At 73.7% G+C, this 21,767-nt stretch carries 20 protein-coding genes and 1 riboswitch; of the genes, 19 read left to right on the forward strand and 1 reads right to left on the reverse strand.

All coding sequences use genetic code 11. The features are described 5' to 3' along the window. Positions 1–6 precede the first annotated feature (6 nt). The 11 genes from ACFY15_RS14510 (at position 7) to ACFY15_RS14560 (ending at position 13,002) form a co-directional block, all read left to right on the forward strand. Positions 7–879 carry a glycosyltransferase family 2 protein gene (locus ACFY15_RS14510; protein ID WP_390687052.1) on the forward strand — a complete coding sequence of 291 codons (873 nt, stop codon included), beginning with the start codon at positions 7–9 and terminating at the stop codon, positions 877–879. Positions 880–981: 102 nt separating this feature from the next. Next, entirely contained in the window at positions 982–1,911 is a 930-nt protein-coding gene (locus ACFY15_RS14515; RefSeq protein WP_390686804.1) for an ABC transporter permease, read from the forward strand. Continuing rightward, a complete protein-coding gene (locus ACFY15_RS14520; RefSeq protein ID WP_390686805.1) occupies positions 1,904–2,686 on the forward strand; it encodes an ABC transporter ATP-binding protein in 783 nt (260 codons plus the stop codon). The genes ACFY15_RS14515 and ACFY15_RS14520 overlap by 8 nt, the downstream gene beginning before the upstream one ends. Before the next feature lie 320 nt (positions 2,687–3,006). Further along, positions 3,007–3,936 carry a squalene synthase HpnC gene (hpnC, locus tag ACFY15_RS14525; protein WP_390686806.1) on the forward strand — a complete coding sequence of 310 codons (930 nt, stop codon included), beginning with the start codon at positions 3,007–3,009 and terminating at the stop codon, positions 3,934–3,936. Beyond that, positions 3,933–4,883: a presqualene diphosphate synthase HpnD gene (gene hpnD / locus ACFY15_RS14530; protein WP_390686807.1), complete on the forward strand. Its 951-nt coding sequence runs from the start codon at positions 3,933–3,935 to the stop codon at positions 4,881–4,883. The genes hpnC and hpnD overlap by 4 nt, the downstream gene beginning before the upstream one ends. Positions 4,884–5,205: 322 nt before the next feature. Then, positions 5,206–6,597 (forward strand): hydroxysqualene dehydroxylase HpnE, encoded by a 1,392-nt coding sequence (gene hpnE, locus ACFY15_RS14535; RefSeq protein ID WP_390686808.1) that lies wholly within the window; start codon positions 5,206–5,208, stop codon positions 6,595–6,597. Then, the gene (locus ACFY15_RS14540; RefSeq protein WP_390686809.1) at positions 6,594–7,751 is read left to right on the forward strand and encodes a polyprenyl synthetase family protein; all 1,158 of its coding nucleotides are present in this window, start codon (positions 6,594–6,596) and stop codon (positions 7,749–7,751) included. Before hpnE ends, ACFY15_RS14540 begins: the two co-directional genes overlap by 4 nt. Positions 7,752–7,866: 115 nt before the next feature. Continuing rightward, the gene (gene shc / locus ACFY15_RS14545) at positions 7,867–9,915 is read left to right on the forward strand and encodes a squalene--hopene cyclase (RefSeq protein WP_390686810.1); all 2,049 of its coding nucleotides are present in this window, start codon (positions 7,867–7,869) and stop codon (positions 9,913–9,915) included. Beyond that, positions 9,915–10,550, forward strand: a complete 636-nt coding sequence (locus tag ACFY15_RS14550; protein WP_390686811.1) for a 1-hydroxy-2-methyl-2-butenyl 4-diphosphate reductase — start codon at positions 9,915–9,917, stop codon at positions 10,548–10,550. The genes shc and ACFY15_RS14550 overlap by 1 nt, the downstream gene beginning before the upstream one ends. 5 nt (positions 10,551–10,555) lie before the next feature. After that, a complete protein-coding gene (gene hpnH, locus ACFY15_RS14555) occupies positions 10,556–11,587 on the forward strand; it encodes an adenosyl-hopene transferase HpnH (protein ID WP_390825576.1) in 1,032 nt (343 codons plus the stop codon). Further along, entirely contained in the window at positions 11,584–13,002 is a 1,419-nt protein-coding gene (locus ACFY15_RS14560) for an aspartate aminotransferase family protein (protein ID WP_390686813.1), read from the forward strand. The genes hpnH and ACFY15_RS14560 overlap by 4 nt, the downstream gene beginning before the upstream one ends. Before the next feature lie 61 nt (positions 13,003–13,063). On the opposite strand, the gene ACFY15_RS14565 is transcribed toward ACFY15_RS14560, so the two are convergent. Continuing rightward, on the reverse strand, positions 13,064–13,882 hold the full coding sequence (locus ACFY15_RS14565; protein WP_390686814.1) for a tyrosine-protein phosphatase: 819 nt from the start codon (positions 13,880–13,882) through the stop codon (positions 13,064–13,066). A gap of 310 nt (positions 13,883–14,192) precedes the next feature. Then, a riboswitch (cyclic di-AMP (ydaO/yuaA leader) is annotated at positions 14,193–14,378 on the forward strand. Between the two features lie 4 nt (positions 14,379–14,382). Here ACFY15_RS14565 and ACFY15_RS14570 point away from each other — a divergent pair. The 8 genes from ACFY15_RS14570 to ACFY15_RS14605 all read left to right on the forward strand — a co-directional run bounded on the left by ACFY15_RS14570 (position 14,383) and on the right by ACFY15_RS14605 (position 21,763). Continuing rightward, a complete protein-coding gene (locus ACFY15_RS14570) occupies positions 14,383–15,378 on the forward strand; it encodes a peptidoglycan DD-metalloendopeptidase family protein (RefSeq protein WP_390686815.1) in 996 nt (331 codons plus the stop codon). A gap of 162 nt (positions 15,379–15,540) precedes the next feature. Next, positions 15,541–16,326, forward strand: a complete 786-nt coding sequence (locus ACFY15_RS14575) for an SGNH/GDSL hydrolase family protein (RefSeq protein ID WP_390686816.1) — start codon at positions 15,541–15,543, stop codon at positions 16,324–16,326. 177 nt (positions 16,327–16,503) lie between these two features. After that, positions 16,504–17,715, forward strand: coding sequence for an MBL fold metallo-hydrolase (locus ACFY15_RS14580; protein WP_390686817.1), 1,212 nt, complete (start codon positions 16,504–16,506; stop codon positions 17,713–17,715). 240 nt (positions 17,716–17,955) lie between these two features. Continuing rightward, positions 17,956–19,683 carry an ATP-binding protein gene (locus tag ACFY15_RS14585; RefSeq protein ID WP_390686818.1) on the forward strand — a complete coding sequence of 576 codons (1,728 nt, stop codon included), beginning with the start codon at positions 17,956–17,958 and terminating at the stop codon, positions 19,681–19,683. Between the two features lie 47 nt (positions 19,684–19,730). Next, positions 19,731–20,174: a roadblock/LC7 domain-containing protein gene (locus tag ACFY15_RS14590; RefSeq protein ID WP_390687053.1), complete on the forward strand. Its 444-nt coding sequence runs from the start codon at positions 19,731–19,733 to the stop codon at positions 20,172–20,174. Then, positions 20,171–20,599: a DUF742 domain-containing protein gene (locus tag ACFY15_RS14595; RefSeq protein WP_390686819.1), complete on the forward strand. Its 429-nt coding sequence runs from the start codon at positions 20,171–20,173 to the stop codon at positions 20,597–20,599. Before ACFY15_RS14590 ends, ACFY15_RS14595 begins: the two co-directional genes overlap by 4 nt. Further along, the gene (locus ACFY15_RS14600) at positions 20,577–21,221 is read left to right on the forward strand and encodes an ATP/GTP-binding protein (RefSeq protein ID WP_390686820.1); all 645 of its coding nucleotides are present in this window, start codon (positions 20,577–20,579) and stop codon (positions 21,219–21,221) included. The genes ACFY15_RS14595 and ACFY15_RS14600 overlap by 23 nt, the downstream gene beginning before the upstream one ends. Then, on the forward strand, positions 21,218–21,763 hold the full coding sequence (locus tag ACFY15_RS14605; protein WP_390686821.1) for a GAF domain-containing protein: 546 nt from the start codon (positions 21,218–21,220) through the stop codon (positions 21,761–21,763). The genes ACFY15_RS14600 and ACFY15_RS14605 overlap by 4 nt, the downstream gene beginning before the upstream one ends. The last annotated feature ends 4 nt before the right edge of the window (positions 21,764–21,767 follow it).

Below are 21,767 nucleotides of genomic sequence, written 5' to 3' on the forward strand. Positions count from 1 at the left end.
GCCCCGCTGCGCGTCGGTGCGGTGATCATCACCATGGGCGACCGCCCCGACGAACTGAAGGCGCTCCTGGACTCGGTGGCCCGGCAGGACGGCGACCCCGTCCAGGTGGTCGTCGTCGGCCAGGGCGTCGAGGTCACCGGCCTCCCGGAGGGGGTGCGCACGGTGCACCTCCCGGAGAACCTGGGCATCCCCGGCGGCCGCAACGTCGGCATCGAGGCCTTCGGCCCCGCCGGCCGCGACGCGGACGTGCTGCTCTTCCTCGACGACGACGGGCTGCTGGAGCGCACCGACACCGCGGAGCTGTGCCGGCAGGCCTTCGCCGAGGACCCCGAGCTCGGGATCATCAGCTTCCGGATCGCCGACCCGGACACCGGGGCGACCCAGCGCCGCCACGTGCCCCGGCTACGCGCCTCGGACCCGATGCGCTCCTCCCGCGTGACCACCTTCCTGGGCGGCGCCAACGCCGTTCGCACGCAGGTCTTCGAACAGGCCGGCACCCTGCCGGCCGAGTTCTTCTACGCCCACGAGGAGACCGACCTGGCCTGGCGGGCCCTCGACGCCGGGTGGCTGATCGACTACCGCGCGGACATGGTCCTCCTGCACCCGACCACCGCGCCCTCGCGGCACGCGGTCTACCACCGCATGGTGGCGCGGAACCGGGTGTGGCTCGCCCGCCGCAACCTGCCCGCCCCGCTGGTCCCGGTCTACCTGGGCGTCTGGCTCGGGCTGACCCTCGTGCGCAGGCCCTCGGCGCCGGCGCTCAAGGCCTGGTTCGGCGGGTTCAAGGAGGGCTGGACCACCCCCTGCGGTCCCCGGCGCCCCATGAGGTGGCGCACGGTCTGGCGGTTGACGCGGCTGGGCCGACCGCCTGTCATCTGAGAAGCTCGCGTCTGGGACCATGGGCCCCGATCACGGGTCCGGCGCTCCAGCCCCGACGCCCCACCTGACCTGCCGCAACGTGAAGACGGAAAGTTTCAACTTGTGAGTGACACAACCCACGACGGCGCCCTCGCCACGAGCAGGCCGCCGTCCGACGACGCGGGACTCAGCCCCGCGGAGCTCGCCAGGAAGTACGGCCTGTCCGTCAGTGGCGCGCGGCCCAGCCTGGGCGGATACGTGCGGCAGCTCTGGGGTCGGCGCCACTTCATCATGGCCTTCTCCCGGGCCAAGCTGGTGGCGCAGTACAGCCAGGCCAAGCTCGGCCAGATCTGGCAGGTGGCGACCCCCCTGCTGAACGCGCTCGTCTACTACCTGATCTTCGGCCTCATCCTGAACGCGGGCCGCGGCATGGAGAAGAGCGTCTACATCCCGTTCCTGGTGATGGGCATCTTCGTCTTCACCTTCACCCAGAACTCGCTGATGGCGGGCGTCCGGGCGATCCCCACGAACCTCGGCCTGGTCCGCGCGCTGCACTTCCCGCGCGCCTCGCTGCCCATCTCCTTCTCGATGCAGCAGCTCCAGCAGCTGCTCTACTCGATGGTCGTCGTGGTCGTCGTCGCCGTGGCCTTCGGGAACTACCCGGCGCTGTCCTGGCTGCTGGTCGTCCCGGCGCTGGCCCTCCAGTTCGGCTTCAACACCGGCCTCGCCCTGATTTTCGCGCGCATGGGCTCCAAGACCCCCGACCTCGCGCAGCTCATGCCGTTCCTCACGCGTACGTGGATGTACGCCTCGGGCGTCATGTTCTCGATCAGCACCATGCTGAAGGGCAAGCCGCAGTGGATCTCCGACGTCCTCCAGTGGAACCCCGCGGCGATCTACATGGACCTGGTCCGCTTCGCGCTGATCAAGGACTACGGCGCCGAGAACCTCCCGCCGCACGTCTGGGCCTTCGCGATCGGCTGGGCCGTCCTCATCGGTGTCGGCGGCTTCGTGTACTTCTGGAAGGCTGAGGAGCGTTACGGCCGTGGCTGACATCACCCAGGGCCGCGTGCCCACCGTCATCGCGGACGAGGTGCACATCGTGTACCGCGTCAACACCGGAAGCTCCGGCAAGGGCAGCGCCACCGCGGCGCTCAGCAAGATACTCCGCCGCGGCAAGGGCGACGCCCCGGGCGTGCGCCGGGTCCACGCCGTGCGCGGGGTCTCCTTCACCGCCTACCGCGGCGAGGCCATCGGCCTCATCGGCTCCAACGGCTCCGGCAAGTCCACGCTGCTGCGCGCGATCGCGGGCCTGCTGCCCTGCGAGTCCGGCAAGGTCTACACCGACGGCCAGCCCTCCCTGCTGGGCGTCAACGCCGCGCTGATGAACGACCTCACCGGCGAGCGCAACGTCGTCCTCGGCGGTCTCGCGATGGGCATGAGCCGCGAGCAGATCAAGGAGCGGTACGAGGACATCGTCGACTTCTCGGGGATCAACGAGAAGGGCGACTTCATCTCCCTGCCGATGCGCACCTACTCCTCCGGAATGGCCGCGCGCCTGCGGTTCTCGATCGCCGCCGCCAAGGACCACGACGTCCTGATGATCGACGAGGCGCTCGCCACCGGCGACCGCAAGTTCCAGGTCCGCTCCGAGGCGCGCATCCGCGAGCTGAGGGAGAAGGCCGGCACGGTCTTCCTGGTGAGCCACAACAACAACTCCATCCGCGACACCTGCAGCCGGGTGCTGTGGCTGGAGAAGGGCGAGCTCCTCATGGACGGGCCCACCGAAGAGGTCGTCTCGGCGTACGAGAAGGCCAGCGGTCACTGACCGGCCGACGCGCCGTCACGCAGGCCCCTGCCGCTCGCCGCGGCGGGGGCCTCGCCGTGCGGCCGACATTCCGGGCGCGGTGGCCACCCGATAGGCCCCCGCGGTGTTGTACAGCGTAAGCTGTACCAGTTCTCAATCGCGCCAAGAGGGGACGATTCCCCGCAGCCGGTTCGCCCGGGATACTCCCCGGTAAACTCCGCGGCGTGTCCGAAATGGGATGACTTGGGTCAGCAGTGTAGAACGGGAGACGTGACGGCAATGGCTACGGGAATTCTGCGGCCCCCAGGCACGCCAGCCGTCCCGGCCCCGGGCGGCGGGCGGTGACCCCCGGGCACGGCCTCCGCCACCCGTCGGCCCCGGCCCCCGGCGCGGCCACCCTCGCCAAGGCCGCCTCGGAGAACTTCCCCGTCGCCCCCGCCTTCCTGCCCCGCGCCTGGCGCCAGGGCCTGATGGCGGTCTACGGGTTCGCCCGCCTCGTCGACGACATCGGCGACGGCGACCTCGCCCCCGGCGGACGCGACGCCGTCCTGCTGGGCCTCGACCCGGCCGCCGCCGACGACCGCCTCGCGATGCTCGACGCCCTGGAAGCCGACCTGCTGCGCGTCTTCGGCGGCACCGACGGCCCCCCGCGCCACCCCCTGCTGCTCGCCCTCCAGCCCGTCGTGCGCGACCACCGGCTCGGCCGCGAGCACTTCCTCGGGCTCATCGAGGCCAACCGCCAGGACCAGAAGGTCGCCCGCTACGCGACGTACGGGGAGCTCCTCGCCTACTGCGAGCTCTCCGCCAACACCGTCGGCCGCCTCGTGCTGGAGCTCACCGGCACCAGCACCCCCGAGCGGATCCGCCGCTCCGACGCGGTCTGCACCGCCCTGCAGATCGCCGAACACCTCCAGGACGTCGCCGAGGACCTCGGCCGCGACCGGATCTACCTCCCGGCCGAGGACATGCGGCGCTTCCGCGTCGCCGAGGCCGACCTCGCGGTCCGCTCCGCCGGATCCTCCGTCCGCGCCCTGGTCGCCTTCGAGGCGGAACGCGCGCGCGCCCTCCTGGACGAGGGCACCCCGCTCGTGGGCAGCGTCCACGGCAGGCTGCGGCTGTTGCTCGCGGGGTTCGTGGGAGGCGGGCGGGCCGCCCTGAAGGCGGTCTCGGCCGCCGGCTTCGACGTCCTGCCCGGCCCGCCCAAGCCCACCCGCGGTCAACTCCTGCGCGAGGTGGCCGCCGTCCTGCGCACAGCGCCGAGAAAGGGGTGAGCCCCACCGTGGAGGGCCCCAACCACGCGTCCGCTCCGTCCGCCCCGGTCCTCGCCGCCTACAGCTACTGCGAGGCCGTGACCGGAACCCAGGCGCGCAACTTCGCGTACGGCATCCGGCTGCTGCCCACCGACAAGCGGCAGGCGATGTCCGCGCTGTACGCCTTCTCGCGGCGCGTCGACGACATCGGGGACGGCACCCTCGCCCCCGAGGCCAAACTGGCCCGCCTGGAGGAGACCCGCGCCCTCCTCGGCCGGATCCGCGCCGGGGAGATCGAGGAGGACGACACCGACCCGGTCGCCGTCGCCCTCGCGCACGCCGCCCGTCGCTTCCCCATCCCCCTGGGAGGCCTCGACGAGCTCATCGACGGCGTCCTGATGGACGTCCGCGGCGAGGAGTACGAGACCTGGGAGGATCTCAAGGCCTACTGCCGCTGTGTCGCCGGGGCCATCGGCCGGCTCTCGCTCGGCGTGTTCGGCACGGTCGGCCCCGGCGAGCACGCCGAGGAGTACGCCGACACCCTGGGCCTGGCCCTCCAGCTCACCAACATCCTGCGCGACGTCCGCGAGGACGCCGGCAACGGACGTACCTACCTGCCCGCCGAGGACCTCGCCAAGTTCGGCTGCTCCGAGGGATTCCAGGGCGGCCGGGCCCCCGCCGGTTCCGACTTCCCGGGCCTGGTCCACCACGAAGTCCGGCGCGCGCGGGCGCTGTTCACCGAGGGCTACCGGCTGCTGCCGATGCTCGACCGGCGCAGCGGCGCCTGCGTGGCCGCGATGGCCGGCATCTACCGGCGCCTGCTGGACCGCATCGAACGCGAACCCGGCGCCGTCCTGCGCGGGCGCGTCTCGCTGCCGACCCACGAGAAGGCGTACGTCGCCGTGCGCGGCCTGTCCGGCCTCGACGCCCGCACCATCTCCCGCCAGAGCGCCCGGAGGCGCGGCTGATGCCCCCGACCACGACCCCGGCCCGGGCCTGCGCCCCGGCGCGCCGCGCCGACGGCCCGGCGGGCCCCGCCGGTCACGCCGGCCGGGGAGCCCGCGCCGGCTCCTGCGGGGCGTCCCCCGGCCCGGCCGGTTCCCGTGGCACGGCGGCCTGCCGTCCGGCGGCCGCCCCCGGCCGCGAGGACCGAGCCCGCGTGCGGGCAACCACCCGGGGCCTGGCCGCGTCTGACCGTGCGGGCCGCGCGGCACCCTCCGGCCCGGCGGGCCGGACCCGTACGACGACACACCCGGGCCCGGCGGGCCCGCGCACGACCCCGGAGGCATCATGAGCGGCAGCGGAACCGGCGACGACGGCCGCGCCGTCGTCATCGGCGGCGGTCTCGCCGGAGTCACCGCCGCCCTCGAACTCGCCGACGCCGGACTGCGGGTCACCCTCCTCGAAGGGCGCCCCCGCCTCGGCGGCCTCGCCTTCTCCTTCAAGCGCGGCGACCTGACCGTCGACAACGGCCAGCACGTCTACCTGCGCTGCTGCACCGCCTACCGGTGGTTCCTCGACCGCGTCGACGGCGCCGCCCTCGCCCCGCTCCAGGACCGGCTCGACGTCCCCGTCCTCGACGTCGCCCACCCCGACGGACCCCGGCTGGGCCGGCTGCGCCGCAGCGCCCTGCCCGTCCCCCTGCACCTCGCCGCCTCGCTGGCCCGCTACCCGCACCTCTCCCTCGCCGAGCGGGCGGCCGTCGGCCGCGCCGCCCTCGCGCTGCGCCGCCTCGACCCCGCCGACCCGGCGCTGGACGGCCTCGACTTCGCGACCTGGCTCGCCCGCTACGGCCAGTCCCCGCGCACCGTCGCCGCCCTGTGGGACCTCGTCGGCGTCGCCACCCTCAACGCCACCGCCCGGCACTGCTCCCTGGGCCTGGCCGCCATGGTGTTCAAGACCGGTCTGCTCTCCGAGAACGGCGCCGCCGACATCGGCTGGGCCCGCGTCCCCCTCGGCGAACTCCACGACACCCTCGCCCGCAAGGCCCTCGACTCCGCCGGGGTCCGCACCCGGCTGCGCACCCGCGTCACCGCCGTCTCCCGTACCGGCGAGGGGAACTGGCGGGTCGACACCGACGGCGAGTCCCTCGACGCGGGCACCGTCGTGCTCGCCGTCCCGCAGCGCGAGGCCCACGGGCTGCTGCCCCCCGGCGCGCTCGCCGACCCCGACAAACTTCTCGACATCGGCACCGCCCCCATCCTCAACGTCCACGTGGTCTACGACCGCAAGGTGCTGCGGCAGCCCTTCTTCGCCGCCCTCGGCACCCCCGTCCAGTGGGTCTTCGACCGCAGCGACTCCTCCGGGCTCACCGACGGTGGCCAGTACCTCGCCGTGTCCCAGTCCGCCGCCCAGGACGACATCGACGAGCCCGTCTCCGTCCTGCGCGCCAAGTACCTGCCGGAACTGGGACGGCTGCTGCCGGCCGCGCGGGGTGCGAAGGTGCGGGACTTCTTCGTCACCCGCGAGCGCACCGCCACCTTCGCCCCCGCCCCCGGCGTCGGCCGGCTGCGTCCCGCCCCCCGGACCGACACGCCGGGGCTCTATCTCGCCGGTGCGTGGACCGCCACCGGCTGGCCCGCGACCATGGAGAGCGCCGTCCGCAGCGGCCTCGGTGCGGCACACGCCGCGCTCGCCGCTCTCGGCCGCCCCCGCGAACATCCTCTGCAGGAGGCGGTATGACGACCACCACGAGCACCACCAGCACAGCACGTACAGGAACCAGAGGAGAGCCAGTGAACCCGGGGAACCCGGCTGTCGAGAACACGGATGCCGCCGCTGGCACGGCCGCAGGGGGAACGGAGAAGGCCGGCACCCTCGCCCTCCTCGAACGCGGCCGCACGCTGTCGACCCCCGTGCTCCGCGCGGCCGTGGACCGGCTCGCGGCGCCCATGGACACCGTCGCCGCCTACCACTTCGGCTGGATCGACGCCGAGGGCAACCCGGCGGACGGCGACGGCGGCAAGGCCGTACGCCCCGCCCTCGCACTGCTCTCCGCCGAGGCGGCCGGTGCCGCCGCCGAGGTCGGCATCCCCGGCGCCGTGGCCGTCGAGCTCGTCCACAACTTCTCGCTGCTGCACGACGACCTGATGGACGGCGACGAGCAGCGCCGCCACCGCGACACCGTGTGGAAGGTCCACGGTCCCGCCCTGGCCATCCTCGTCGGCGACGCCCTCTTCGCCCTCGCCAACGAGGTACTGCTGGAGCTCGGCACCGTCGAGGCGGGCCGCGCCACCCGCCGCCTGACCACCGCCAGCCGCAAGCTCATCGACGGCCAGGCCCAGGACATCTCCTACGAGCACCGCGAGCGCGTCAGCGTTCGGGAATGCCTGGAGATGGAGGGGAACAAGACCGGAGCCCTGCTCGCGTGCGCGGTCTCCATCGGCGCCGTGCTCGGCGGCGCGGACGACCGGACGGCCGACAAGCTGGAGGAGTACGGCTACCACCTCGGCCTCGCCTTCCAGGCCGTCGACGACCTCCTCGGCATCTGGGGCGACCCCGAGTCCACTGGCAAGCAGACCTGGAGCGACCTGCGCCAGCGCAAGAAGTCCCTCCCGGTCGTGGCCGCCCTCGCCGCGGGCGGACCCGCATGTGAGGAGCTCGGCCGGCTGCTCGCCGCCGACGCCAAGAGCAACGACTTCGAGAACTTCTCCGAGGAGGAGTTCGCCCATCGCGCCGCCCTCATCGAGGCCGCAGGCGGCCGCCAGTGGACCGCCGACGAGGCGCGCCGCCAGCACGCGATCGCCGTCCGGGCGCTCGACGACGTGGACATGCCCCAGCGGGTGCGGGAACAGCTCGTCGCCCTCGCCGACTTCGTCGTCGTGCGCAAGAGGTGATCTCCGCCCGAAAGTGGATATGAATCGCGAGTCGCCGGCCGGGGACCCTTCCTGAGGGAGGCCCCGGCCGACGGCAGACCCGGGAACAGCCGAAGCACTGTACGAAGGGGAAGCCATGACAGCGACGACCGACGGCGGCGGTGCGATCACCGACGGCGCGGATCCGCGACACGACAGCACGGCGGCCCCGGCCGCCGGCCCGTCCGGCGGCGACACCGGCCTGCACCAGGGGGTCCAGGAGGCCGTCGACCGCGCCGTCCGGGAGCTGCTGGACCGCCAGGACCCGGCCGGGTGGTGGAAGGGCGACCTCCAGACCAACGTCACGATGGACGCCGAGGACCTGCTGCTGCGCCAGTTCCTGGGCATCGGCGACGAGGCCGTGACCCGGGCCGCCGCCCTCTTCATCCGCGGCGAGCAGCAGGCCGACGGAACCTGGGCCACCTTCCACGGAGGACCGCCCGAACTCTCCGCCACCATCGAGGCGTACGTGGCGCTGCGGCTCGCCGGGGACCCGCCGGACGCCCCGCACATGGCCCGCGCCTCCGCCTGGATCCGCGAGCGGGGCGGGATCGCCTCCGCCCGGGTCTTCACCCGCATCTGGCTGGCCCTCTTCGGCTGGTGGAGCTGGGACCACCTGCCCGAACTCCCGCCCGAGCTGGTCTTCCTGCCGCCCTGGGTGCCGCTGAACATCTACGACTTCGGCTGCTGGGCCCGCCAGACGATCGTCCCGCTGACCGTCGTCTCCGCGCTGCGGCCCGTCCGCCCGGCCCCCTTCGTCCTCGACGAGCTGCACACCGACGCCCGCGACCCCTACCCGGCCAAGCCGCTGGCCTCGATGACCAGTTGGGACGGGGCCTTCCAGCGGATGGACAAGGTCCTGCACCTCTACCGGCGCGTCGCCCCGCGACGGCTGCGCAGGGCGGCCATGGACGCGGCCGGCCGGTGGATCGTCGAACGGCAGGAGAACGACGGCTGCTGGGGCGGGATCCAGCCGCCCGCCGTGTACTCCGTCATCGCCCTGCACCTGCTCGGCTACGACCTCGGTCACCCCGTGATGAGGGCCGGGCTGGAGTCCCTCGACCGCTTCGCCGTGTGGCGCGAGGACGGCGCCCGCATGGTCGAGGCCTGCCAGTCCCCGGTCTGGGACACCTGCCTCGCCGCCATCGCCCTGGCCGACGCGGGCGTGCGCCCCGACCACCCGGCGCTGGTGAAGGCCGCCGACTGGATGCTCGGCGAGGAGATCCGGCGCAGCGGGGACTGGGCCGTGCGCCGTCCCGGACTGGCCCCCGGCGGCTGGGCGTTCGAGTTCCACAACGACACCTACCCCGACGTCGACGACACGGCCGAGGTCATCCTCGCCCTGCGCCGCATCCACCACCCCGAGCCGGCGAGGGTCGAGGCGGCCGTCGCGCGCGGCACCTCCTGGACGCTCGGCATGCAGTCCAAGGACGGCGCCTGGGCCGCCTTCGACGCCGACAACACCAGCACCCTCCCCAACCGGCTGCCCTTCTGCGACTTCGGGGAGGTCATCGACCCGCCCTCGGCCGACGTCACCGCCCACGTCGTCGAGATGCTCGCCGCGGAGGGGAAGGCCGCCGACCCGCGCGCCCGGCGCGGCATCGCCTGGCTGCTGGCCGAACAGGAGGAGGACGGCAGCTGGTTCGGCCGCTGGGGCACCAACTACGTCTACGGGACCGGGTCGGTGGTTCCCGCCCTCACCGCCGCCGGGATCGACCCCGGCCACCCCGCCGTCCGGCGGGCCGTCCGCTGGCTGGAGTCCGTGCAGAACGAGGACGGCGGCTGGGGCGAGGACCAGCGCTCCTACCAGGACCGCTCCTGGGCCGGGAAGGGCACCTCCACGGCCTCCCAGACCGCGTGGGCGCTGATGGCCCTGCTCGCGGCGGGGGAGCGGGACGGCGAGGCCGTCCGGCGGGGGCTCGCCCACCTGGTGGAGACCCAGCGCGCCGACGGCACCTGGGACGAGCCGTACTTCACCGGCACCGGCTTCCCCTGGGACTTCTCCATCAACTACCACCTCTACCGCCAGGTGTTCCCGCTCACCGCCCTGGGCAGGTACCTGTACGGGGAGCCCTTCGGCCAGGCCGCCACCCGGCGCACCGGCCGGCCCCCGGCCGCCGCCCGGGTCCCGGCCGAGGAGGCCTGATGCCCGCCCGGGCGGCCCCGCCCGCGACGCCGCTGCTGATCGCCTGCGCCCTGCGCATCGAGCGGGCGGCCCTCGGCGGCGCGGGCCGCTCCGCCGGCGCGGCGGTGCTGCGGACCGGCATGGGCCCCCGCGCCGCGGACCGGGCCGTGGCCCGGGCCCTGGAGCGCCCCGGGATGGAACGGGCCGCCGTCCTGGCCACCGGCTTCTGCGCCGGCCTGGTCCCCGGTATGAACCCCGGGGACCTCGTGGTCGCCGAGGAGACCCGCGACCCCCGGGGGGCGGTCGCCTGCACCGGCACCGCCCTGCTCGCCGAGGCACTGGCCCGCGCCGTCCCCGGGCGGACCGTGCACACCGGCACACTGACCGGAGCCGACCACGTCGTCCGAGGCCAGGAGCGTGACCGGCTGCGCGCCGCCGGCGGCGTCGCGGTCGACATGGAGTCGGCAGCCACCCTGTGGACCGCCTCGCGGGCGGGCCTCCCCGTTGCCGCCGTCCGGGTGATCGTGGACGCTCCGGAGCACGAGCTCGTCCGTATCGGCACGGTGCGCGGTGGAATATCTGCCTTCCGTGTATTGCGTTCTGTACTACCCGCTTTCCATGAATGGCACCGTTCGTTGCTGATTCCCAGGAGGTGAACCAGATGGCCATGCCGTTGCGACAGTCCATCAGGGTCGGGACCTATCTTCTCGAACAGAAGCTCCGCAAGCGTGAGAAGTTCCCGCTGATCGTCGAGCTGGAGCCGCTCTACGCCTGCAACCTGGCCTGCGAGGGGTGCGGGAAGATCCAGCACCCGGCCGGGGTGCTCAAGCAGCGCATGCCCGTCGCCCAGGCGGTCGGCGCCGTCCTGGAGTCCGGCGCGCCGATGGTGTCCATCGCGGGTGGCGAGCCCCTGATGCACCCCCAGATCGACGAGATCGTGCGGCAGCTGGTGGCCCGGCGGAAGTACGTCTTCCTCTGCACCAACGCCCTGCTGCTCCGCAAGAAGATCGAGAAGTTCACCCCGTCCCCCTACTTCGCCTTCGCCGTGCACATCGACGGGCTGCGCGAACGCCACGACGAGTCCGTGGCCAAGGAAGGGGTCTTCGACGAGGCCGTCGCCGCCATCAAGGAGGCCAAGCGGCGCGGATTCCGGGTGACCACCAACTCCACCTTCTTCAACACCGACACCCCGCAGACCGTCATCGAGGTGCTGAACTACCTCAATGACGACCTCCAGGTCGACGAGATGATGATCTCGCCCGCCTATGCCTACGAAAAGGCCCCCGACCAGGAGCACTTCCTGGGCGTCGAACAGACCCGCGAACTGTTCAGGAAGGCCTTCGCCGGGGGAAACCGGCGCCGCTGGCGGCTCAACCACTCCCCGCTCTTCCTGGACTTCCTGGAAGGGAAGGCCGATTTCCCCTGCACGGCCTGGGCCATTCCGAATTACTCCCTCTTCGGCTGGCAGCGCCCCTGCTATCTGATGAGCGACGGACACGTGCCCACGTACCGGGAACTGGTGAACGACACCGACTGGAGCAAGTACGGCCGCGGAAAGGACCCGCGCTGCGCCAACTGCATGGCGCACTGCGGCTACGAGCCCACCGCCGTCCTCGCGACCATGGGCTCCCTCAAGGAGTCCCTGCGCGCCGCCCGCGAGACCGTCGCCGGCAACCGGGACGCGTCGGCATGACGGCGCCGCAGGCAGGAGCGGCGGCGGGCGCGGGCGGGGGTTTCGACCTCGCCGCGCTGCTGGCCGAGCGCGGCGCGGAACGCTACGAGCTGCACGCCCGCCACCTCAACCACCAGCTGCCCCGCATGCTGCGCACCATCGGCTTCGACAAGGTCTACGTCCGCGCCGAGGGCGCCCACTTCTGGGACGCCGAGGGCAACGACTACCTCGACATGCTCGCCGGCTTCGGGGTGATGGGCCTGGGCCGCCACCACCCCGTGGTCCGCCGGGCCCTGCACGAGGTCCTGGACGCCCAGCTCGCCGACCTGACCCGCTTCGACTGCCAGCCGCTGCCCGGGCTGCTGGCGGAGAAGCTGCTCTCCCACAGCCCCCACCTGGACCGGGTCTTCTTCGGCAACAGCGGCACCGAGGCGGTCGAGACCGCCCTGAAGTTCGCCCGCTACGCCACCGGCCGGCCCAGGATCCTCTACTGCGACCACGCCTTCCACGGGCTCACCACGGGCTCCCTGTCGGTCAACGGGGAGGGCGGCTTCCGCGACGGCTTCGCCCCGCTGCTGCCGGACACGAGGATCGCGCTGGGGGACCTCGGCGCCCTGGAGCGCGAGCTGCGCCGCGGCGACGTGGCCGCCTTCGTCGTCGAGCCGATCCAGGGCAAGGGCGTGCACGCCGCCCCGCCGGGATTCCTGCGCGCGGCCCAGGAGCTCCTGCACCGGCACAAGGCGCTCCTGATCGCCGACGAGGTGCAGACCGGCCTCGGCCGGACCGGGGACTTCTACGCGTACCAGAACGAACCGGGCGTGGAACCGGACCTGGTGTGCGTGGCCAAGGCCCTCTCCGGCGGCTACGTGCCCGTCGGCGCGACCCTGGGCAAGGACTGGATCTTCCGGCGCGTCTACTCGTCCATGGACCGGGTGCTCGTGCACTCCGCGAGCTTCGGCTCCAACGCCCAGGCGATGGCCGCGGGGCTGGCGGTCCTCCACGTCATGGAGGACGAGGGGGTCGTGGCCAACGCCCGCGCCATGGGCGACCTGCTGCGCGGGCGGCTGGCCGCGCTCGTCGGCGAGTACGAGATGCTGCACGAGGTGCGGGGCCGCGGGCTGATGATCGGCATCGAGTTCGGCCGGCCGTCCTCGCTGGGGCTGCGCAGCCGCTGGACGATGCTCCAGGCGGCCCGCAAGGGGCTGTTCGCGCAGATGGTCGTGGTCCCGCTGCTGAACCGGCACCGGATCCTCACCCAGGTCTCGGGGGACCACCTGGAGGTCATCAAGCTCATTCCGCCGCTGATCGTGGACGAGGCGGACGTGGACCGGTTCGTCGGTGCCTTCCGGGAGGTCATGGACGAGGCGCACGGCGGCGGCTCGCTGATGTGGGACTTCGGCCGGACTCTGGTGAAGCAGGCCGTGGCGGACCGCTAGCCGTGCGGCCCCCGGGCCGGGCGCGGCGGTCTTGCCGCCGTGCCCGGCCCCGGGGCGCGGGTCAGTCCAGCAACCGGTCCCGCAGCCGCTCCCGCGTCGCCGGGGCGAGTCCGAGGCCCTCGGCGAGGTAGCGCTCGATCCCGCCCCAGTGCGTGTCGATGGTCTCGTAGGCGGCCACCAGGTACTCGGCGCGGGCGTCGAACAGCGGCGCCAGCAGCTCGGTCACCTCGGGGGAGCGGGTCTCGGGCGTGTCGTCGGCGCGCTGCAGCCGGTAGCGGTTGTGCGGGGCGTTCGACTCCAGGTAGTCCGCCACGATCGCCTCGCGGTCGACCCCGAGCGCGAGCAGGATGACGGCGATCGACAGACCCGCCCGGTCCTTGCCCGCCGCGCAGTGCAGCAGGGCCGGCACGCTGTCCTTGGCGAGCGCGTGCAGCACCCGTCCGTGCTCGGCGGTGCGGTCGCGGATCATCTCGCGGTACGACTCAGCCATGCGGGCGGCCGCCCTGCCCCCGCCCAGGAGGTCGCGGAGCCGGTCGAGGCCCCCTTCGCGGACCGTCTTCCAGAACCGTCCGCCGTCGGCCGGGTCCGAGAGGGGGATGTTCACGTTGCGCACGCCCGGCAGTGCCACGTCCGGGCCCTCCGTGGCCTGGTCGGCGCCGTTGCGGAAGTCGAAGACCGTGTGCAGGCCCAGCGAGGCGAGGAACTCCACATCGTTTTCAGTGGCATGTGCCAGATGTCCGCTTCGGTACAGTCGTCCCGACCTGACCCTCCGTCCGTCCATGGTCGGCAAACCGCCCACATCGCGGAAATTGCGCACTCCGGTCATCCCGGGCGTGCGCTCGTCCCGTGCCGGGAGGTCCTGAGGTATCTGCTGGGTCACGTGTTCTCCTTCGCGTGGTGCCGTGTGTCCGAATTGCTCTGGTTGGAACCAACTTGCCGTAGGTGGAAGCGAGATCGGGCCGAACTCCGTGAGCCAGATCATACGGTGACCGAGCGTGCCTGATCGCGAAATCCGAATTCCTTTGCCGGGGCGGCCGTTGCGGGTCCGGAATGGACGCAGGGTGACCGGAATTCCGTTGATCCCTCATACCTGCTATTGCGTCAGGGAATTCGCGGCTTGTTGGCCGCCGTCCCACTGGATTACCTTCGCGAGCGATCCGGGTGGACCGCCTCGTCCTGCCGCCTCCCGGAAACCGCACCCGACCAACCACGCACGCGGCAGGAGCGGGGGAACCGCGCAGGACGCCGTCCCGGATCCATTCCGGTACGGCTCGGGGTGAAGCCGTGCCGGTGATCCGCTTTGCGGACGTACCCGTACGGCCGGACATCTCCAGTCCGAACCCGACAGCTCACCTCGCAGGCGCCGGAGAGGAATTCACCATGCCCGGAAAGGGTAAGCACCGCCGTCCGAAGTCCCGTTCCATATCCCGGCGGATCGCCTTCGCCGGGACGGGCGGCGCGGCCCTCGCGCTGCCGCTCATGGGTGCCGCCGGCGCCCACGCGGCCGCCCCGGCCGCCGTGGCCCCGGCCGCGGCGCCCGCCCAGGCCCCGGCGGCGTTCCGGGCGGCCGTGCCCGCCGCCGCGCCCGCCGTCTACACGGTCGTGCCGGGCGACTGCCTCTCCGCCATCGCCGCCGAGCGCGGTCTGTCCGGCGGCTGGGAGCGGCTGTACGCCGACAACCGCGAGGCCGTCGGCGAGGACCCCTCCCTCATCCACCCGGGCCTGCGCCTGACCCTCGACGGGCAGGGCGCGGCCCCCGCCGCGAAGGCGCCTGAGGCGCCGGCCGAGGAGTCCTCCAGCGGTGCTCCGGCGGCCGGCGAGGCCGCGGCCGACACCGCTCCGTCCGACGGCGCCGCCGCCGGATCGGGCACGGAAGCCGCCGCCGGCGCCGCCGGGCTGAAGGGCTCCGCCGCCCCGTCTCGCGGAATGAAGCAGTCCGCGCCCGCCGCGCAGTCCGCGCCCGCGAGCGCCGCCGGGTTCGTCGCCCCCGTCAGCGGCGGCATCTCCACCCAGTACCGCACGCCCGGCGCCATGTGGTCCTCCGGCTACCACACCGGCGTCGACTTCATCGCGAGCACCGGCACCACCGTCCGGGCCGTCGGCGCGGGCACCGTGGTTTCCGCAGGCTGGGGAGGCGCGTACGGCAACGAGGTCGTCATCCGGCACGCGGACGGCAAGTACTCCCAGTACGGCCACCTCTCCCAGCTGAACGTCTCGACGGGGCAGACCGTCACCGCCGGCCAGACCATCGGGCTCTCCGGCGCCACCGGCAACGTGACCGGTCCGCACCTCCACTTCGAGATCCGCACGGGCCCGTCCTACGGCTCCGACATCGACCCGCTGGCCTACCTCCGCTCCAAGGGCGTCGCCATCTGACGACCCCCGCGGCGGAGCGCCGACGCGCACGGGCCGGGACCCGAGGGGGGGTCCCGGCCCCGTGTGTACTTATTCCTTATCCCCCGCGTGGTATAGATCACGGTCCGTCAACCCCTCATTACGTTGGCGTAGGTTGGCGGCGGGGGTGAAGGATGGGTTCCCGTGGCAGCGACGAAGACGACACTCAAGACCATCGGCTCGTACGCGGCGATCGGGGACAGCTTCACCGAAGGCGTGGGGGACCCGGGACCCGGGGATTCGTATCTCGGCTGGGCGGACCGCCTCGCCGTGCTCCTGGCGGATCAGCGCGACGAGCACGACTTCCGGTACGCGAACCTGGCGGTACGGGGCAAAGTACTCGACCAGATCGTGGAGGAGCAGGTTCCCCGGGCCAAGGAACTGGCACCCGACCTCGTCTCCTTCTGTGCGGGCGGCAACGACATCATCCGGCCCGGCAGCGACCCCGACGACGTGGCGGCCCGGTTCGAGGCGGCCGTGGCCGACCTCACCGGCGCCGTCGGCCTCGTCATGATCACCACCGGCTTCGACACCCGGGGCGTGCCGGTCCTCAAGCACCTGCGGGGCAAGATCGCGACGTACAACGTCCATGTGCGCGCCATCGCCGACCGCTACGGCTGCCCGGTGCTCGACCTGTGGTCGCTGAAGACCGTACAGGACCGCCGCGCCTGGGACGTCGACCGCCTCCACCTCTCGCCGGAGGGCCACACCCGCGTCGCGCTGCGCGCCGCGCAGGTCCTGGGCTACGAGGTCCCGGCCGACCCGGACCAGCCCTGGCCGCCGGCCGCGCCGCGCGGCTCCGTGGACGTCACCCGCGACAACATCCAGTGGGCCCGCGAGCACCTCGTGCCCTGGATCGGGCGCCGGCTGCGCGGGGAGTCCTCCGGCGACAACGTCGAGGCCAAGCGCCCGGACCTGCTCCCGCTGTAGCCCGCACGCCGCGTCCCGGCACCCTGCCGGGCCCGCCACGGGTCCCCCTCGCGGGGCCCGCCGCAGGCCCGGGCGGGCCGCCGGGACGCGGCCGGGCGGAATCCTGGGAAGCCGGTGCGCGTTGGGATGGTCGGGGCGTACGCCCGTCCCACCCGCCCGCACTACCCAGGAGGCGCCTTGACCGGCTCCCTTCCCCTGCGTCCCCGGCTGCGCGCCCTGCGGCCCGAAGCCTTCGGCGCGGACCCGTCCGGCGCGCGGCTTGAGCGCATCCTGCGCTCGCCCAACTTCGCCGACGGCGTCTTCCAGAACCCGGTGGGGGCCCGGACCAGGCCTTCCGGCTCGATGCTGGAGTTCGCCAGGATCTACTTCCACAAGGAGCAGCGGATCCGGCGCAACCCCGGCGCGCCGATCCCCGTCTACCCCACCACCCTCGCCGAGCTGGCCAAGCCCCCCGTCGGCGGGCTGCGCCTCACCTGGATGGGGCACTCCAGCGTGCTCGCCGAGATCGACGGCCGCCGGGTCCTCTTCGACCCGGTCTGGGGCGAGCGATGCTCCCCCTTCCCCTTCGCCGGGCCCAAGCGCCTGCATCCCGTACCGGTGCCGCTGGCCTCGCTCGGCGAGATCGACGTCGTGGTCATCTCCCACGACCACTACGACCATCTGGACCTGCCCACCATCAAGGCGCTGGCCGGCACCGACACGGTCTTCGCCGTCCCGCTGGGCGTCGGCGCGCACCTGGAGCGGTGGGGCGTGCCGGCGAGCCGGCTGCGCGAGCTGGACTGGAACGAGTCCACCGAGGTCGCCGGCCTCTCGCTCACGGCCACCCCGGCCCGTCACTTCTGCGGACGCGGCCTGCGCAACCAGCAGTTCACCCTGTGGGCCTCGTGGGTGGTCGCGGGCGATGAGCACCGGATCTTCCACAGCGGGGACACCGGCTACTTCCCCGGATTCAAGGAGATCGGTGCCGAGCACGGCCCCTTCGACGCCACGATGATCCAGATCGGTGCCTACTCGGAGTACTGGCCCGACATCCACATGACGCCCGAGGAGGGCATGCGGGCCCACCTCGACCTCCAGGGGGGCGTCCCGGCCGGCACCATGCTGCCGATCCACTGGGGCACCTTCAACCTGGCCCCGCACCCGTGGGACGAGCCCGGCGAGGGCACCGTCGCCGCCGCCGGCGCGGCCGGGGCGGCCGTCGCCCTGCCGATCCCGGGCCGGCCCTTCGAGCCGGGCGCGGCCGACGCCCCGGCCGAGGCCTGGTGGCGTCCCTTCGTCGCGAGCGCCGCGATCCCCGCCGCCGGCCCGGCCCCCGCCGCGACGGGCGCAGCCGAGCCCGCCCCGGCGCTCTCGGCCGGACTGGGCGAGCCGGAGGCGGTGGGCTCCTAGAACGAGGCCGTGGCCCCCGGAATCCGGGAGCGCGTACGCTCCGACCTGCACGGGCGTACGCGCTCCCGGCGCATTCGGGCTGTCGTGCGAGCGCTCCATCGGGAGCGGGAAGCACCCCCGCCAAGTTCCCCAACTGGGCAACGGCCGCGGGAGCGTGCGGTCTAGCGTGGGTATCCGGTGATCAACACCGGGCCCCGGGAACTGGAACCGGGGGCCGGGCCCCACGTACCGAGGACGCCGATGTCCGGACTCCGCGCCGCCCGCCACGCCCCGTCGAGACACGCCGCCACGGGCCCCGGCCGGCAGATAGGCCCCCAACTGGTCCGCGCCGCCGTCCTGCCCACGCTCGCCGCCGGGCTAAGCGGCACCGCCGCGGTGATCTTCACCCTGCAGCTGGGCGGGGGAGCCGGGGAGCGCGACGCGCGGCTGTGGCCGGTGCTCGCGGGCTGCGCCCTGCTGGCCGTGGGGGCCCTGGCCGCCGCCCTGCTGGGCGCCCGGCGCGGCGCCAAGGCCGTCCGGGACCGGTGCGAGGCGCTGCGGCGCTCCAGCATGCGCGGCCGACAGGAGCTGCGCACGGCCGCCGAGCGCCTGGAACGGGGGGAGCGGCCGGGGCGTCCCGTCCGGGCGGGCCGGGGAGCCCCGCCGCCGGAGGCCGGTCCGGCCGGGGTGGACGAGTTCTGGCTGCTCGCGCAGGAGCTGCGCGGCGCCCGCGAGGAGGCGCACGGGACGCTCCTGCGGCTCGCGGCGCCGGCCGCGCCGAGTGACAGCGACCGCAAGGTCGAGGTCTTCGTCAACCTCGCGCGCCGCCTTCAGTCGCTGGTGCACCGCGAGATCTCGCTCCTCGACGAGCTGGAGGACACGGTCGAGGACCCCGACCTGCTCAAGCAGCTCTTCCACGTCGACCACCTCGCCACCCGCATCCGCCGGCACGCCGAGAACCTCGCGGTGCTGGGCGGCGCCGCGTCCCGGCGCCAGTGGACGCGGCCGATCGACCTGAGCGAGGTGCTGCGCTCCTCGGTCGCCGAGGTGGAGCAGTACACGCGCGTCAAGGTGGTGCCCCCCGCGGGTGGCACGGTCCGCGGGCACGCCGTCGCCGACGTGGTGCACCTGCTGGCCGAACTCGTCGAGAACGCCACGGTGTTCTCCGCCCCTGACACCGACGTGGTGGTGCGGGCCGAGCGGGTCACCTCCGGAATCGCGGTGGAGGTGGAGGACCGCGGGCTGGGCATGCCGCCGCAGGAGCAGAACCGGATGAACACCCTGTTGGGCGACCCCGACCAGGTCAGCGTCCGGCACCTGCTGGCCGACGGGCGGATCGGCCTGTTCGTGGTCTCGGCGCTGGCCCGCCGGCACGGGATCGCCGTCGAGCTGAAGACCAACATCTACGGCGGCGTCCTCGCCGTCCTCGTCCTGCCCCAGGGCCTGTTGGGCGCGGAGGCCCCGAACGCAGCCGACGCCCTGGGCGGCTCCCGCCCCACCTCCTGGGGCACCGCCGAGACGACCCCGCACCCGGACCCGGCCCGCCTGCCCGCCCCGGCCGGGTCCGGCCCGGAGCCCGTCCTGGCCGGACCCGGCCCGGAGCCCGTCCCGGCCGCCGCGCCGGCGGAGCCCGCCCTCCTCGCCGCCCCGGCCGCCGGCCCCGTCCACGCCCTGGAGCTCGGCCTGGTCCCGGCCTCCCCGGAGGGGCTCGCCGCCCCGGCCGGGCGGGGGCCGGTGTGGGCGCGGGGCGCCGACGCGGACGACGGATACCCCCTCCCGCACCGGGTGCCCGCCGCACGGGCGGACCGCGACGGCCGTCCGCCGCTGCCCCGGCGCCTGGCCCAGACGCACCTCGCGCCGCAGCTGCGCGAGGCCCCCGCCCCCCGCCGTGCCGGCGGGGACGCCGAACCGCCCGTGCACGACCCCGGCCTGATGGCGGCCTTCCAGCGGGGCTTCGGCCTCGCCCAGTCGCCGGAGCAGCAGACATGACCCCCCGACTGAACACCCGCACCAACCCCAGCGAGGAGCACACCCCCATGGCCGGCGAAGTGGCGACGCAGACGAAGACAGGCAGCCTCTCGGATCTCGACTGGCTGCTCGGCGGACTGGTCCAACGCGTCCCGTACACGCGCGCCGCGGTGCTGCTGACCAACGACGGGCTCGTCACCTGCGTGCACGGCCTGGACCCCGACAGCGCCGACCACATGGCGGCCCTCGCCTCCGGCCTGTACTCCCTCGGCCGCAGCGCCGGCGCCCGCTTCGGCGACGGCGCGGAGGTCCGCCAGGTCGTCGTCGAGCTCGACACCGCGCTCGTCTTCGTCTCTGCGGCCGGCTCCGGCACCTGCCTGGCCGTCCTCGCCGACCGGGAGGCCGACGCGGGCGTCCTCGGCTACGAGATGGCGATGCTGGTCAAGAGCGTTCGGCCGTACCTGGCCGCCCCGCCCCGCCGTCCCGGCGCCGACGCCGACGCCGCGCGATGAGGCTCTGGGCCGGGGGGGCTCACGGAAACGGGGCCGGGGCACTGCGCGACACGCCCTGGCTGGACGACTCGGCCGGCCGGGTGATGCGCCCGTACACGGCCAGCGGCGGCCGCACCCGGCCCGCCGTCGCCCTCGACCTGCTGTCCCTGGTGAGCGCCACCGGGGTCCGGCCGAGGGTCCCGCTCGGCGCCGACCACACCCTCGCCCTGCGGTGCTGCACGGCCGCGCCGACGGTGACGGTCGCCGAGGTGGCCGGCCACCTGCGGCTCCCGGCGGGAGTGGTCAAGGTCCTGCTGTCCGACCTGATGGGGTTCGGGGCTGTACGGGCGCAGGCGCCGCGGTTCCCGGGCGGCGGCGGGTCCTTCGCCGCCGACGACCAGTGCCTGCTGAGGGCGGTGCTCGATGGCCTGCGCCGACGGCTCTGAGGCCCCGGCCCTGCCCGCGACCCTGAAGATCCTGGTCGCGGGCGGGTTCGGGGCGGGCAAGACCACCTTCGTGGGGGCGGTCAGCGAGATCGAGCCGCTCTGCACGGAGGAACTGCTGAGCGGCCTGAGCGGGGCCGCCGACGCGCTCGACGGGGTGGAGGCCAAGACGGCGACCACGGTGGCCCTGGACTTCGGCCGCCTCACCCTCGACGACCGGCACGTCCTCTACCTGTTCGGTACGCCCGGCCAGCAGCGCTTCTGGTTCCTGTGGGAGGAGCTGTGCGCGGGCGCGCTCGGCGCCGTCGTCCTCGTCGACACCCGGCGCCTCGCCGACTGCTTCCCCGCCGTGGACTTCTTCGAACGGCGCGGCATCGGCTTCGTCCTGGCCGTCAACGAGTTCGACGGCAGCCACCGCTACACCGTCGAGGAGGTCCGCCGGGCGGTGGGGCTCGGGCCACAGGTGCCCGTCGTCCGCTGCGACGCGCGCCTCACCGGATCGGGGACGGGGACGCTCGCCGCCCTCGTCCACCACCTGCTGTCCACCGGCCCGCGCGCCGCGGAGCCGGGTCCGGCAGCACAGCACCCGTACGCCCACCACTTCACACCGGGGGAACCACCGTGAACCGCTACGAATCGACCGGCCACCTGCTGCTCACCCCCGTGGACCGGGAGGCTCCCGCACGGGCCGTCCGGCTGCGCGAGATGAACCTGGGCCAGCGGGCGGACGCCGGACTCGACGCCTTCGCCCGCCGCGTCGCCCAGACCCTCGACGCCCCGTACGCGGGGGTCAACTTCGTCGGCGAGGAACGCCAGTTCTTCGCCGGACTGCACCACGGGCCGCACGCGGCGCCGAGCGCCTACCCGGCGCGGGTGCTGCCCCGCGACCACGGCTACTGCCCGCACGTGGTGGTGCGCCGCCGGGCCCTGGTCCTGGAGGACGTACGGGACTTCGCGCGCTTCGCGGGCAACGCCGTCGTGGACGGCAGCGGCATCCGCTCCTACCTGGGGGCGCCGCTCACCGACCGGCGGGGCATCGTCCTCGGCACGGTGTGCGCGGTGGACGTGGTGCCCCGGAGGTGGGGGCTGGCGGGCCTGACCACGGTGAAGGCCCTCGCCATGGAGCTCGTGGAGCTGCTCCAGGAGCCCGGGGACCTCCCCGCCTGAACAC

The sequence above is a fragment of the Streptomyces sp. NPDC001373 genome (assembly GCF_042895815.1).
Classification (GTDB): Bacteria; Actinomycetota; Actinomycetes; order Streptomycetales; family Streptomycetaceae; genus Streptomyces.